Raw genomic sequence first — 14,326 nt, forward strand, 5'->3', positions numbered from 1 at the left:
GCCGAGTTTCGTCGAGCGCGGCCGACAGCGCCGAACTCCATCAGATGAAAGGCCCATCCGCTACTTCGAACGAGAAACCCCTTGCGACGATGTATTGCTTGGAGTAGCTGGTTGATAAGTCTTGGATCGCGAGCGAGGACCACTCATCCGGACCCGGGTCCAAGTCAAGCAGGAACCGATCGCCCAAGAATCCGATCTTCAGCCCGTCGGAAAGAACCTGGAGCGGGTATTCGATTGTCTCTCCCAAGCTGTATTCCTCAATGCCGTGCATAAATATCCGCACCAGCTTCCAGCCGAAGAGGCGACCCCCCGGACCTTCTTCGGCCGGAGCCTTTCGGTCAAGCGCCTGAATCTCCAACTCGATTCGGCGCCCTCCCCTGTCTCCTCGTGGAAGTACGATGGAGATCCGGCTTATTACGCCATCCTCAAAGCCAAGAAACCTGTCCAGGAATTCGGTGACCAAAGCCGACTCATCCGGACTGTTCACCATCAGTTCCCTCCTGGGCGCAAGTTCCATCCAGGCGGTAGTTCAGATTGCGGAATATGCGGTGCACCGGGACCGTGACCACCGCCTGGAGTCCCCGGAGGATCGATGACATGGCCGTGAGGGCCTCCAGTTCCGTGGTCCTTGAAGTCGAATTGACCGACAGCCTTTCCATCTGAATCATAGATCGTATTCTGCACCGGTGTGCCGTCTTGGCCCGTACGAGTGTAGACGGAATTCGGTTTGCCGCCGGTCCACGGAGGCCTTTCGGTTCCCCAGGTGTGCCCTCCAACCGGAAGGCCATCGTCACCAAGCAGGCAGGCATAGGGACCCGTGTTGTGAACCAGCACCGAGGTGGTGCCGACGATCACATAGTAGGTGTGGAGGCCGTCGACGGTCAGGTTGTAGACGGTGGTGGGCAAGGCGAACTCGCGGCGGGCGACGAGGGCCAGTGGGGTGCCCTCGCTGTCGCGGAGTGCATCGCCGATGGTCAGGTCCCCGGCGGCGACCCATTCGCCGCGGGTCGGTGACCACAGCAGGTGGTGGGTCGTGGTGGCGATGGTCGCGACGGCGTCGCCGGCCGGGCCGTCGGTATCGACGGTGAGCTGGACGAGATCCTTGTCGCCGGTGTCGGTGATGAGCGCGGTCACGGTCTTCCCGGCGGTCCTGCCGGTTGCCGGGTCGGTGGCGAGGACCTTGTCGCCGATCTTGAGTCCGTCGATCGGCACGGCGGTGCCGTCGGCCATGAGCACCGGCGTGCCCGAGGCGAAGCTGTTGGGGCCGCAGAGTCCACGCGTGCGCACCGCGCCGCCGAGGCGGCTCCCGACGGCACCGGCGCCCGCGAAGACCGCGCCGAAGACGAGCTCGGCGAGGAAGTCGGCCAGGTGCCGGCAGCGTTCGTCGCAGCCGGGCTGGGTGATGCTGATGTGCTTGGCGACGGCGCCGCTCAGGCCGTAGGCGAAGGCGTTGCTGCAGCCGGGCCGCCCGGTGTCGCACGCCAGCGCCATCGCGGCCAGTGTCCGGGTCTCGGGGTCCTTCGCCCGCTGGTTGGCCAGGAACTCGTCGAACTCGGCCGCGAACGCGTCCGCGTCCTTGACGGCGCCGTACTGGAGCGGGTGTTCGGAGTCGCCGTTGATGAAGTACAGCTCGGTGTTGTCGATCGTGATGACCTTGGTCAGCACGGTGCCGTGCTTGTACGTGGTCTGCGTCGCGGTGCGCACGATGGCCCGGCGGGCAACGTTGACGACGTTGCGCACCGCGGCGGCCACGGCCGTCCATTGCTGCACCACCGGCGGGACCACGCCGTAGCCGCAGGGCTCGCCGTCCGGGCCGCAGGGCATCTTGCCGTCGGCGTCGGAGTAGGTGACCGGCGAGTTGTTCGCGTAGGCGTAGCCGTTGAGCTGCTGCGGGTTGGCCGGGTCCAGCAGCGGGTCGACCGAGACGAAGCGGCCGATACCGGGGTCGTACTCGCGGGCGCCGAGGTATACCAGGCCGGTCGGGTCCTCGACGCCGCCGAGGAACCCGTGCTGGTTGGGCCAGGGCGGCACCGCGCCGCGCGGCTCGCCGAAGGGGTTGTCCCGGCGCCGGGTGACCCGCTGGTCGTCGGCGCTGACGGCGACCTGCGCGGTGCCCTGGCGGTCCGGGACGAGCCAGGTCAGCCCGGCGGCGGTGCGCTGGGCCAGCGTCCGGTCCTGCAGCGCGTAGTACCGGGTGGTGCTCACCTGGCCCGAGGTCCGGTCCGAGCGGACCTCCATGCCGGGCAGGTAGAGCGTGCTGCCGGTGGCGTCGCGCCGGATGAGCCGGTCGCCGTTGGGGGTGTAGACGAACGAGGTGGTGGCGCCGTCCTCGGTGACCCGGGCCAGGTTGCCCTCGCTGTCCCAGGTGAGCGCCTGGGCGTCGCCGGAGGCGGAGGCTCGGGTCAGCGTGTTGCCGGCCTGGTCGTAGGTGTAGGCGGTGGTGACGGACTGGCCGCCCGATTTGACCGTGCGGCCGGTGACCGCGTGCGGCTGGGCCGCGCCGGTCGCCGGATAGGTGTACTCGGTGGTGACGTCGCCGGCGGTGCGGTGGTCGACCTGGGTCAGCCGGTTGCCGGTCTTGTCGTGCGTCCAGGACTGCCAGTACGGCGCGGGCCCGCTGAGCGCGAGGGACGGCGCGGGCTTGCAGTCCCCGGACGTCGGGGTCCAGGCGTCGGTCAGCCGGCGCAGCGGGTCGTACCGGAAGCACTGGGTGTCGCCGGTGGCCGCGTCGGCGGTGCGGGTGACGTTGCCGGCCTGGTCGTAGTCGAACGAGACGTCGGCGACGGTGCCCGGCACGTTCTCGGCGATCACCTCTTGCCGGGCGAGCCGGCGGGTGCTCTCGTCGTAGGTGAACCCGATCTCCACGAACGGTCCGGCGTTGGCGCCCTTGTGCGACAGGGTGATCACGCCGGTCTCGCCGAGCCGGGTGTACGCCGTGCCGGCCACGTACGACGTCTGCCCGGTCACGGTGGTGGGCTGGTTGAACGCGTCGTAGCCGTAGCCGATCACCTCGGCATTGGGCAGGTCCGCCTTCCCGGGCAGGGTCAGCGTGGAGGGGCTGCCGTCCGCTTTGTACGTCTGGCCGAACTCGTACGTGCCGGCCAGCCCGCCCTCCACGGCCGGGATGGTGATCCGGGTGCCGGTCGTCTGGTAGGTGGCGGTGTACCCGGTGATCTGGCTGCCGTAGGCGTCGGCGCCGATCCAGCGGGTGGAGGTGGCGGGCCGGCCCTTGCCGCCGGGGACGGTGTCGTAGGTCCAGGACGCCAGCGGGATCTCGGGAGTGCTGCTCCGGTCGAAGGCGCCGGTGCGGCGGCCGAGTTCGTCGTAGGTGAACGCGACCGTCCGGCCGCGACTGTCCGTTGTGGACGTCAGCTCGTCGGCGTCGTCGTAGGCGTAGGTCGTGGCGCCCCGGTCGGGGTCGACACTGCGGACGTTGCGGCCCCGCACGTCGTACTCCCAGCTCCAGGTGTTGCCGGCCGGGTCGGTGACGGCGGCGATCTGGTCGACGCCGCGGTAGGTGTAGGTGGTGGCGTCGAACTCGCCGGAGGGCTGCGCGGCGCGGTACTGCCGCAGCTGCGACACCCGTTCCCGGCCGTCGATCAGCGTGCTGGTGGCGGTGCCGCCGGTCGGCGGGGTCACGTCGACCCGATCGCCGGCGTAGTACGTGAGGGTGCTCCACTTCGGAACGTCCTTGGCCTTGAACGTCTCGGCGATCGCCCGTCCGGCGCCGTCGAAGGCGGTCACGGTCTGGGCGGGCACCGCCTTGTCGCTGGCCGGGATGAACAGGGTGGTGCCGGCCTCGCCCTCGGCGACGTACGGCGCGTTGGTCTTGAACGCCCGCCCGACGCTGTCGTAGATGGTGTCGGTGATGTTGCGGCCGCCCTCCCCGCCCGGCGCCGGCGCCTGGGTCTGGCGCGGCCGCAGCAGCCCGTCGTAGAGGACGTAGCTGGTGACATAGCCGCCGTTGGCGGTGAGCCGGGAGGTGGCCACCGAGCTGCCGGAGGTGCCGATCTGGTACTGGTACTCGACGTTCGCCCGGCCGCCCCGGTCCCGGCCGGGCAGCCACACGCCGGTGAGCCGCCCGAGCGGGTCGTAGCCCAGATCGGTCCGGTTGTCGTTCGGGTCGACGGTCGCGGCGTCCAGGCCCCACTCCGGGCGCAGCTCGGTGACCGTGTGGAAGCCCTTGGCGTCGGTGGACGTCATCGACGTCGGCGCGGCGCCGGTGGCCGGCGTGTAGGAGCGGGTGGTGACGTTGCCCTTGGCGTCCCAGGAGCGCACGATCCGCCCGTACTGGTCGTACTCGTTGCGGGCCGCGTCGACGTACTGCGGCTGCGCCGGCGACCCGCCGGCGATCGAGCGCAGGCGGCTGACGTCGCCCTTGGTGGGCGGGGCACCCGGTTCGCCACCGTCGAAGGCGACCACCGTGTCGGCGAGCACGTCGCCGGCGGCCGGCGTCTTGGCGCAGGACAGCGCGTAGGTCTGGGTGCGCTGGACCGCGGTGCGCAGGCCGGTGCCGCCGTCCGGGGCGTAGGTGGTGATCGTGCACCGGTCGTCGGTGGTGACGGCCTCGTCGCCGCGGTCGTCGACGTTGGTCACACGGCCGTACTTGTCGAACGTCGAGCTCTTGGAGATCACCCGGGGTTCGCGGCCGCCGTCGAGCGTGACCCGCTGCCGCACGGTGCCGGTGTCGGTGTACCGGGCGGTGGCGGTGCGGCCGGCCGCGCTGCGGGTCGCGGTCGGAGCGGACTGCCACGGGTCGGTGATGACGCTGCTGACCGGTTTGTCATCCGTGCCGTTGTAGACGATCTGCTCGCGGACCAGGCCGGCCAGGGCGTCGTCGTCGGTCCAGATGGCGTCCGTGAAGTCCTTGACCGACGCCGACCGGGTACCGCCGGGCAGCTTGTCGCCGTTCATGCCGCGGAAGTAGCGGGCCTCGGTCAGCGTCTGCTCGCCGGCGTCGCCCGCGCGGGTGCGCACCGTGCCGTAGCCGCGCCACTGCGACCAGGTCTTGTACTTCTCCGGCGTCAGCCCGTCGTCGTCGGCGAAGTGCCAGGCGCCGCCGCCGAGATACTCGTAGGCGATCACATCGCGGGTGTTGCCGCCGGTGTGGTCGGCCTCCACGACCTGGCGGACGACGTACTTGTGGAACCAGTCCAGCTTCGGGGCGCTCTGCCCGGGCGGGGTCCACAGGGTGGGGAAGCAGCGCTGGGTGTTGGTCTCCGGCGTGCGTGCCTCGCCCGGCTTGCACTCGGGCTGCTCGTAGGCGACCGAGACCTCGCCGCCGCTCTCGTTGCGGATCGAGGCGACCCGCCACCACTTCATCGCCGGCAGCTGGTCACCCTGCGAGTCCACCCGATTGTCCAGCTGTACGCCGGTGAACGTCACCTGCGGCAGGTCCAGCCTCGCGCCGCCGGCCAGGCCCGCGTGCCCGATCGAGGCGAGCCACAGCCCGGCCCGCGTGTTGTCGCCCGGGCTGGGGAAGCTGTGCGTGAGGGTCCATGACTCCACATCGGTGTAGGCGCCGTCCTTCACCACGCGGGTGGTGACGCCGGCCAGCCGCCGGGTGGTCCAGAACGTGGGGTTGCCGACCTGGCAGGTGCTGCCCGGGCAGTCCAGGTCCCACGGGCTGTCGGGCCAGGTGGCGGCGGTGTGCGTGGCGCAGTTGGCCAGGCAGCGGTCGGCGGTGGAGAAGGACACCTGCATCGGCGCCCGGCCGAACTCCGCCTCGGTACGGGTGCCGTAGTCGATATGGTCCAGCCAGCCGGAGCGGTCGTAGGCGGCGGGCGCGCTCGCCGTGCCGTTGCGGGCGTACTTGGCGGTCTCCCGGACGTACCAATAGGACATCGAGTTGCCGTGGGTGTCCACGACATAGTCGAGGTTCCACCGCCACGCCTGGGCGCAGGAGGAGGCGGCGAAGGTATCGGCGTGACAGTATTCGCCGGGGTGGTTGCCGAAGACCGGCACGGTCCACGTCGAATTGGTCTCCGGCCGGCCGGCGGTCCACCCGGGCAGCCGGTTGAGGCCGAACCAGTACTGCGTGCCGTCGGTCGTGGTGACCTTCCAGTACTCGCCGTCGGCGTCGCCGTTGCCCGTATCGGCGATGCGCTCGATGCTGGAGCCGTCCTCGTCGCGCGGGCGGAACGCCCCGGAGGCGTCGTCGCGGATCAGCTCCACCGAGCGGCCGTTGAGCGACATCGTGGCGTTGTCGGTGACCCAGCACAGGTCGCCGGTCGCGGTGGTGTTGTTGGGCTTGCGGCCCTGGGCGTCCGGTTCCATGTCGTCGCCGCAGGAGCGGTACTCCCGCTCGATGGAGCCGGCGCCGAGGTTGAACCCCTCGCCGACCCAGGACGGCTGGTTGTTGGACGCCGCCGTGCGCCCGTCGACGCTCTGCGCGGAGTAGCCGAGCCCCACCTGCGGCTCGGGCCCGTTGATGCCGGGCGGCACCCGCATCGGGTACGACCAGCTGAAGTCGCCGGACGACGTGCCCGCCTGCCACTTGCCCGACGTTGCCAGCGCGGTCGCCGTGAAGTCGCCGGTGCTGCCCGCCGGGCCGGCCTGCACCGCCAGCAGCGTGCCGGGCGTCGCCGCGGCGGCGGGCACGGTCGCGGTCACGGTGGTGCCGTCGTTGGCCGTGGCCAGCGGGGTACCCGCGCAGCCCTCCTTGTCCGGTGTGGACAGTGCGCACTCGGGCAGGGCGACCACCCGCAGCCGGTTGCCGAAGTCGCCGCCGGCCGCGGTGCGGAAGCCGGAATAGTCGACGGTCAGCGTGACCGGGGCGTCCTGCTTGCCCCCGTCCGCGCGGCCGACCCGCAGCAGCAGTTCCGGCCGGTCCTTGCGGGGCGCCGTGCCGTGCGCGAGGAGCTGCACCTTCGCCCTGGTCGCCGCCGCGGCCTTGTCGCCGGCGGCCGCGACCCGGACCGGCAGGGCACCGGCCTTCGCCGCGGCGCCGCCGGGGGCGGCGAGGTTCACGACGGACTCGCCGGCCGCCGGCCAGACCGGAGCCGGCCGCTGCGCCTGCGCCGCCCGGGCGGCCGGGTCGTTGGCGTGCGGGGTGGTCGTCGCGTCGCCGCCCGGAACCGTGTCGTAGTGCTGCGGCTTCAGGCGGGTGACGGCCGCCCCGGCGGGCGTGGCCACCGCGTTCACGAACGTGGCCAGCAGCACGAATGTCAGGACCGCCGCCATCCGGCGGGTGTGCTTGGCGGACATACGGGCGTGCCCCTATTCGTTGTAGAGGGAGACGATGTCGACGTCGGTCGGCACTCCGGCAATGACGCGCACGTCGTCGACGGCACCGTCGAAGTAGTCCACCGGTCCGCCGTTGTGGCGGGCCCGGCACACGTTGAGCACGCCCGGCGCGCGCCAGCTGGACGGCACGTCCACCACGCCGGTGACCTGGCCGTTGACGTAGAGACGGGCGGTGCGGGTGCCGGCGTCGTAGACGCCGACCAGGTGGGTCCACTCCCCCACCCGCGGCGCGGCGGTGGACAGCGCCCGGGCCGGCGTGGGTACCGCGACGTCGTCCGGCGTGATCGAGAACGCCCAGCGGTTGAAGCCCTGCGAGTACTGCAGGAAGAACGAGCTCGTCGCCGACCCGTCCGCGCTGACCGCGGTCTGCCACGGGTTCGCCGCGTCGTCGAGGCGCACCCACGCCGACACCGCGAAGCTCTGCTCGGTGTTGAGCACCCTCACCGCCGACGCGGCGTACCCGGTCGTACCGTCGCAGGCCAATGCTCGCCCGGTGCCTCGGTGCCCGGTGGTGCGGGTGGCCCTCGGGGCGAGCGTGAGCGAGCGCTGGAAGCCCGACGAGTCGCCGGCGGCGCCGGACGCCTCCTCGAAGCGCCAGTCGCCGACGTTCGTCGTTTCCTGCGCGAGCTCGGCCACCTCGCTGGGGTAGATGCGCCGGTCCCACACCCGCACGTCGGTCAGCTCGCCCGCCCAGAAGTCGACGGGTGCGCCGTTCCACAGGCCGCGGCCGATGGTCAGCGGCCCGGACGGGTTCCACGCCGGCGGTACGCTCACCGATCCCTGCTCCACGCCGTCGACGAAGAGCGCCGCGCGCCGGGTCGCCGAGTCGTAGGTGCCCACGAGGTGGGTCCAGGCGCCCAACCGGGGCGGCCGGGTGGAGGAGATCCGCGTGGTGGCCGCGTTGTCCTTGTCCTCGTCGGTGAGGCTGAACGTCCACCGGTCGTCCGCCTTGCTGTACTGCAGGTAGAAGCCGCTGGCGTGCACGCCGTCCTGGGCCACCGCGGTGCGGAAGGTGCCGTTGTCGGTGAGCCGCGCCCAGGCCGCGACGCTGAAGCTCTCGTCGTTGGGCACGATCGGCCCGCCGGTGGTCGCCGCGTAGTTGGTGGGGTCGCCGCTCAGGTGCAGCGCAACGTGCCGGTCGACGATCCGGCTGGGCTGCCCGAGGGTGCCGCCGCTCAGCGTCGCCGGGTGCCCCTTGCCGGACGAGTCGGCGAGCGTGGTGCCGGACGTCTCGCCGAGCGTCCACACACCCGCCGGTGGGCGGCCCGAACCGGCCCGGAAGACGTACTCGGCGATGTCCGAGGTGTTCCCGGCCCGGTCGACCGACTGCACGTACAGCTTGTTGGTGCCGCGCCGGTCGGGCGTCACCGCGGCGATCGCCGTGCCGCCGACCGAGCCGGCCGCCACGTAGTCCAGCGGCGGCGAGGCCAGGCCGTACCGGTAGCCGGCCACGTCCGCGACCCCGCCGGCCGAGAGGCGGAACGACCCGCTGACGCCGACGCCGCCGTGGATGGCGTTGTCGTTCAGGTACAGGCCGTCGGCCGACTCGGCGGCCGGTGGCCGGTCCGGCGCCGTCGTGTCCACGGTGAACTCGCAGAAGGCCGAGTCGGGCCCGATCGCCAGGCCGTCGTTCGCCTGGGTCCGGAACCCGTATGTCCGGCCCGCCACGAGCGCCGGCGCGACGGTCACCTGGGCGGTGCCGCCCGACGGCACGCTGTCCTGGTGCGCGGTGGTCAACGGCGTCTTGATGCTGCCGTCCGCGTTCCGCTCGCCCCACGCGAACCAGGTGTTGACCAGCCCACCGTCCGGATCGGACGATCGCGCCCGCAGGACCGGCGTCGTGGTGCCGACATACGGGCGGTCGGCCCCCTGCGCGCACGGCTTGTTCGACACCGACATCGCGTCGGGCACGCCGGGGTAGGAGTTGAACTCCACCGACAGCACCGTCCGGCCCTCGTCGAACTTCTTCCAGCCCAGGTTGATCGTGCCCTCGTCGCTGGCGCGCAGGCCCAGCGTGATCCCGCCGTTGCCGGTCGCGCCGGCGACCCAGTCGCGCAGCTTGGTCGAGCCCCACTCGGTGTAGAAGTCGGCCGCGTCATCACAGTTGCTGTTCAGCGCGTTGGCGAGCCAGCGGTCCCCCGGCCAGCTGAACCAGTTGGTGTTCCAGGTGGTGCCCGGTCCGATCCCGTCGGTCGCATACAGGTCGGTCCACGTGTCGCCGCACGAGTAGGAGTGCAGCAGGTAGGAGCTGAACGTCGCGGAGAGGATCTGCTTGCCGCGCAGCGCGTTCAGATCGATCTGCCAGATCGAGCGGTACCGCTCCCAGCCGTCACCCGCCTGCTCGACGTAGCCGACCTTGGCGTGCTCGCCCCGGTCGTACGACCAGTACTGCTGGTCCGGGTGCCGCTCGTTGATCATCGTCCAATCGCCGCCGAACCCGCCGGCCGCCTGGGTAGACGCGCCCGCGGCGATCGTGGCGACGAAGGTACCGCGCGGCGTCGCGTAGATCCGCGTGGACGCCGACCGCAGCCCGGTCACCTCCACCCGGGCGCCCGACGCACGCGCCTGCCGCACGGCGGTCGCCGAGTCCGGCGCCTTCACCGGCGTGTCCGATGTGGACGGTCCGGCCGCCGCCGGGGAGACCGGCGACAGCACCGCAATGGCCATCAGTGCGGCCAGGAACCACCGCCGCGTCACGCGTTCGAACAAGGCCGTCCCCCGTAGATCGATGCGACACAATTCGCCGCTCGAAGTCCATCAGCCGGGGCTTTCACCGATCTTTCACGGTGGCGGGGAAATCCCTACCATGGCAACTGGCCGGGCCGCCCCAGTGCCGGCAGGCGCCGCGGGCGCTTCGATTGACGCATGACTGGCGACGATGCGCTGCGCCTCGACGCGGTGTCGGCACCAATTGGCCGGCCTGCACATCCCGACGCGCTGGGCGGGGCGCGGTCGGCGCTCACGTCCCACCCGCCCGGCACCGGCCGCCACGGAGCATGCAGCGACCGGAAGTCTCCGCGCGGGATCCTCGGCGGGGCGAACCTTATCGGCGCGGGGTTTCAAGCACCTGACAGACGCCGGTCCGGGCGGCCCGGTCGATGGCGGCGAGGGTGCGCTGGTGGCGCACGGCGGTGTGGAAGTCGGGATGGGCCGGGCGGTGCTCGCGGATGGCGGTGGCGAGGTCGCGGTACAGCGCGGCAACGTTGGCAACGGGCCCGCCGGCCGCGCCGGACGGGACGGTTCGATAGCGGGCCGGCACCGGCAGCTCCCGCGGTGCGCCGCCGGCCGGTGCCAGGCCCACGCGCCAATCGGCCCAGTTCATGTACTCGCCGGTCCGGGCCGGGGTGATGGTCAGCGTGCCTTCGGTGCCGGCGACCTTGAGCAGGAACCCGTCCGGGCCGGGCGCGCTGCCGCCGTGCAGGCTGATCGAGGCGAGGGCGCCGTCGCCGAACCGGCCGACGAACGCCAGCTGTCCGGCGATATGGTTGTCGACGAGCTGCCCGGTTTCGATCACGGTGACGCGGTCGTGCCGGCTGGCCGCCATCGCGCTCACCTCAACCAGCTCACCGGCGATCTGGTCGATCGCGGCCAGGGTGTGTCCCGCCATGATCATGAGCACGCCGGTCGCGGCGGCGGGGGTGGTGCTCCAGGCGAGGGACTGCGGGATGCGGCTGCCGCCGAGCGGGTCGGCGGCGCCGACGAAGCTCACCGACTCGACGCGACCGAGCCGGCCGGCGGCGAGCAGGTCCCGGACGAAGCGGGCGCCGGGCGAGTGGTACACCTGCAATCCCACGGCGTGCACGACGCCCGCGCCGTCGGCGGCGCGGGCCAGCGCCGTGGCCTCGTCCGCGTCGACGCCGAGGGGCCACTCCGACAGCACGTGCTTGCCCGACCCGATCGCGGCCCGGACGGCCTCCGCGTGGCCCGCCGTGCGCACCGACACCACGACCAGGTCCACCTCGGGATGCGCGGCCAGCTCCGCCGCGCTGGTGAAGGCCGACGGCGCACGGAAGCGCTCGGCGGCCCGGCGAGCGCTGCCGGTGCGGGTCGTCGCCACCGCGGTGACCCGATACTCGTCGAGCATCGCGAGGGCGGGCAGATGCGCCTGTGCGGCCCAGCCTCCGTCCGGGCTCGCGCCGACGATGCCGACCCGAATCCTGCCGTTCGTCATGTACCGCCCCCATTCCACCGATTTTTAAACGAGCGGTACAAAATTAGGCCCTCGCTCGCCGGCGGGTCAAGGAGTAACGTACCGATCGGTAAAATTGGAGGTGCCATGCCAGGCGGACGGCCGAGAACGTTCGACGCCGACGCGGCCCTCGACCGGGCGCTGGAGGTCTTCTGGCGCCACGGATACGAGGGCGCCGCACTGTCGGAGCTGACCGAGGCGATGGGCGTCAACCGCCCGAGCCTGTATGCCGTGTTCGGCAACAAGGAGCAGCTGTTCGCCAAGGTCCTGGACCGGTACACGACCGGACCGGCCGCCTACGCCCGGGAAGCGCTCGACCTGCCCACCGCGCGGGAGGTGATCGAGCGGCTCGTCTTCGGCGCCATCGAGCTGACCGCCGGTCCGGGCACCCCGCGCGGCTGCCTCAGCGTCGCCAACGTCCAGCCCTGCGGCCCGGAAGCCGAGTCGATCCGGCAAGCGGTCGCCGCCCTCCGCAAGACGAGCGTCGCGGCCCTGCGCCAGCGCCTGCAGCGGGCCCGCGCCGAGGGCGACCTGCCCGCCGGCACCGATCCCGCGACGCTGGCCAACCTCGTCGCCGCCATCACCGACGGCATCGCCACCCAGGCGGCCAACGGGGCCACCAGATCGGAGCTCCGCCGGATCGCCGAGATGGCCCTGCCCGCCCTGCCGATCTCCTGACCGCTGAGCGCCCGTGTCGAGGTCGGGGGCGCTTTCTTTCCGTGATCATGCCGATAAGCGTCCCGAATGGCGGGATCTCCATGATCGTGGAGCGACGATGTACCAGGAGCGGCACTATCACTCCGCGATCATGAAGATCCCAGCAAGTGGACGCCTCCGGCGCATGATCACGGAAGCAAAACGCCGCACCGGCCGCAGGGGCCACCAGCGCCGCGCGCGGCGGGGCGGGGCCACTGGGGGTCGCGCCGCTCTGGATCGGCGGGGTTGAGCCGGCCGCTGGATCTGGCGGCGTGGGAGGGCGCAAGTCGGCGTCGATGGCGGCCGGCCACCCGCCTTCGACCAGCCGCGCCACGGTGGAGTGCGGTCGGGCGCAACCGCGCCGTCGCGGCCCGGGGTGGCGCACCTGGGGTGCGCTACGAAGCCGCGGTGCATGCACATCGCCGCGATCAACGACAGGCCCTGAATCGTCGTGCGGTCGCCGTCGGCGTCGAGGACGGCGCGGCGGCGGCGAGGTGAGGCTTCCGCCGCCGGGAGGTGCCAACATAGGCGGATGGGGAGCGTCGATCACGTGCGAGAGGTGGCGCTGAGCCTGCCGCGCACGACCGAGCATCTGATCCGCGACCGGGTCAAGTTCCGGGTCGGGCGGATCGTCTACCTCGCCCTGTCCCAGGACGAGACCACGCTCGGGTTCGCGTTTCCGAGGGAGGAGCGGGCGGCGCTGGTCGCCGCCGAGCCGGAGCGGTTCTTCCTGCCGCAGTTCTCGGATTTGCGGTACCACTGGGTGTGTGCCCACCTCGACCGGCTCGACGACGGCGAGCTGCGCGGCCTCATCGTCGACGCCTGGCGCATGGTGGTGCCCAAGCGGGTGTACGCCGAGTGGCACCAGGGGGTCTCGTGAGGCCGAGCGCCACCCCCGGTGCCACCCGGACCGGCTAGACCTCGACCACCTGCTCGTCGCCGGCCCGCCGCTCGGCCACCGCCGCCGGCGGCGCGGGCGGGACGGTCTCCTGGGGCGGTGCGGTGCGCTGCGCCGGGATGGTCCGCGGGCGCGGGTTGAAGTCGAAGCTCGCCCGGAGCATCTGCTTCAGCCGCGGCGCGAACGGCCGCTCGATGAGCCGATGGCACAGGTAGGCCAGCACCAGCAGCCCGGCGATCGCGGCGAACAGCAGCGGCCACGCGGCGACCTTGCCCTTGAGCGTCCGGATGGTGATCACGCCGATGTCCTGGTGCAGCAGGTACAGCGGGTAGGTCATCGCCCCGGCGACGGTCAGCCACTTCCAGCGCGCCCAGCTCAGCCAGCCCAGCGCGACCGCGCTCACGGCGGCGAAGAACGCGCACAGCAGGGCGGCCGAGAAGATCCACTGCATGTCGGCCGGCAGGAACTGGTTGAAGTGGCGGGTGTCGAGCAGCACCTGGTGCTGGGCGATGAGCAGGCAGACCCCGACGAGCCCCCACAGCAGCGGGGTCGAGCCGAAGCGGTGCACCAGGTAGAGCAGGACGCCGGCGACGAAGTACGGCATGTAGGCGGGCTGGATGATCAGCTGGACCCACGGGTTGTCGGTCATGCCGTAGGTGAAGATGCCGGCGACCATCCACAGCATGCAGAAGGCCAGCACCCGCTTGTAGGTGAGCCCCATCGCGACGACGATCGCGAAGAGTAAGTAGAAGCGCAGCTCGGCCCAGAGGGTCCAGTAGACGGCGTCCACGCTGGGCACACCGAAGGCGTCCTGCGCCATGGTGAAGTTCACCAGCAGGTCGGACAGCGTCTTCGGGCCGTGGATCACGGTGGTCGCGTCGGCGAGCGGCTTGTTGAGGCGCACGACGATCGTGGAGATGACGATCGCGACCCAGTACATCGGGAAGAGCCGGACCGTGCGCGAGATGAAGAAGTCCCGCAGCGACCGGTCCCAGGAGCTCATGCAGATGACAAATCCGCTGATCATGAAGAACAGCTGGACGCCGAGGTAGCCGTACGTCGCGAACTTGTAGAGCAGGCCGAACTCTTCGGCGTTGTGGTGCACCCAGATGTGCGACTTCGCTGTGCCGACGAAGTGATACAGGACAACCAGTAGCGCGGCGCACAGTCGCAGCCCGTCGAGCGCGGCCAGGCGGCCCTCACGCCGCAGTGAGCCGGCGGACGACTGGGCTCTCGTGGTGGGGGTAGCTACGTTGAGCACGCGGCACTGTACCGCGCCGGCATGCGAACGGGGAAAC

The 14,326-nt window shown here is 71.4% G+C and carries 7 protein-coding genes; 2 read left to right on the plus strand and 5 right to left on the minus strand.

Annotation, left to right across the window (positions count from 1 at the left end; genetic code table 11):
• Positions 1-40: 40 nt before the first annotated feature.
• From ACQPXD_RS38820 to ACQPXD_RS38835, 4 genes are all read right to left on the minus strand, one after another.
• Positions 41-490: a hypothetical protein gene (locus ACQPXD_RS38820; RefSeq protein ID WP_432827049.1), complete on the minus strand. Its 450-nt coding sequence runs from the start codon at positions 488-490 to the stop codon at positions 41-43.
• Positions 490-7,206, minus strand: a complete 6,717-nt coding sequence (locus ACQPXD_RS38825; RefSeq protein WP_432827051.1) for a polymorphic toxin-type HINT domain-containing protein — start codon at positions 7,204-7,206, stop codon at positions 490-492. The genes ACQPXD_RS38820 and ACQPXD_RS38825 overlap by 1 nt, the downstream gene beginning before the upstream one ends.
• A gap of 12 nt (positions 7,207-7,218) precedes the next feature.
• On the minus strand, positions 7,219-9,942 hold the full coding sequence (locus ACQPXD_RS38830) for a LamG-like jellyroll fold domain-containing protein (RefSeq protein WP_432827053.1): 2,724 nt from the start codon (positions 9,940-9,942) through the stop codon (positions 7,219-7,221).
• 346 nt (positions 9,943-10,288) lie between these two features.
• A complete protein-coding gene (locus tag ACQPXD_RS38835) occupies positions 10,289-11,416 on the minus strand; it encodes a Gfo/Idh/MocA family protein (RefSeq protein WP_432827055.1) in 1,128 nt (375 codons plus the stop codon).
• Positions 11,417-11,521: 105 nt separating this feature from the next.
• Between ACQPXD_RS38835 and ACQPXD_RS38840 the strand changes: the two genes are divergently transcribed.
• Positions 11,522-12,112 (plus strand): TetR/AcrR family transcriptional regulator, encoded by a 591-nt coding sequence (locus ACQPXD_RS38840; RefSeq protein WP_432827057.1) that lies wholly within the window; start codon positions 11,522-11,524, stop codon positions 12,110-12,112.
• Between the two features lie 550 nt (positions 12,113-12,662).
• The gene (locus ACQPXD_RS38845) at positions 12,663-13,010 is read left to right on the plus strand and encodes an MmcQ/YjbR family DNA-binding protein (RefSeq protein WP_432827059.1); all 348 of its coding nucleotides are present in this window, start codon (positions 12,663-12,665) and stop codon (positions 13,008-13,010) included.
• A gap of 34 nt (positions 13,011-13,044) precedes the next feature.
• On the opposite strand, the gene ACQPXD_RS38850 is transcribed toward ACQPXD_RS38845, so the two are convergent.
• The gene (locus ACQPXD_RS38850; RefSeq protein WP_432827061.1) at positions 13,045-14,289 is read right to left on the minus strand and encodes an acyltransferase family protein; all 1,245 of its coding nucleotides are present in this window, start codon (positions 14,287-14,289) and stop codon (positions 13,045-13,047) included.
• Positions 14,290-14,326 lie beyond the last annotated feature (37 nt).

Origin of the sequence: Dactylosporangium sp. CA-092794 (genome assembly GCF_050948465.1) — a bacterium.
GTDB lineage: Bacteria > Actinomycetota > Actinomycetes > Mycobacteriales > Micromonosporaceae > Dactylosporangium.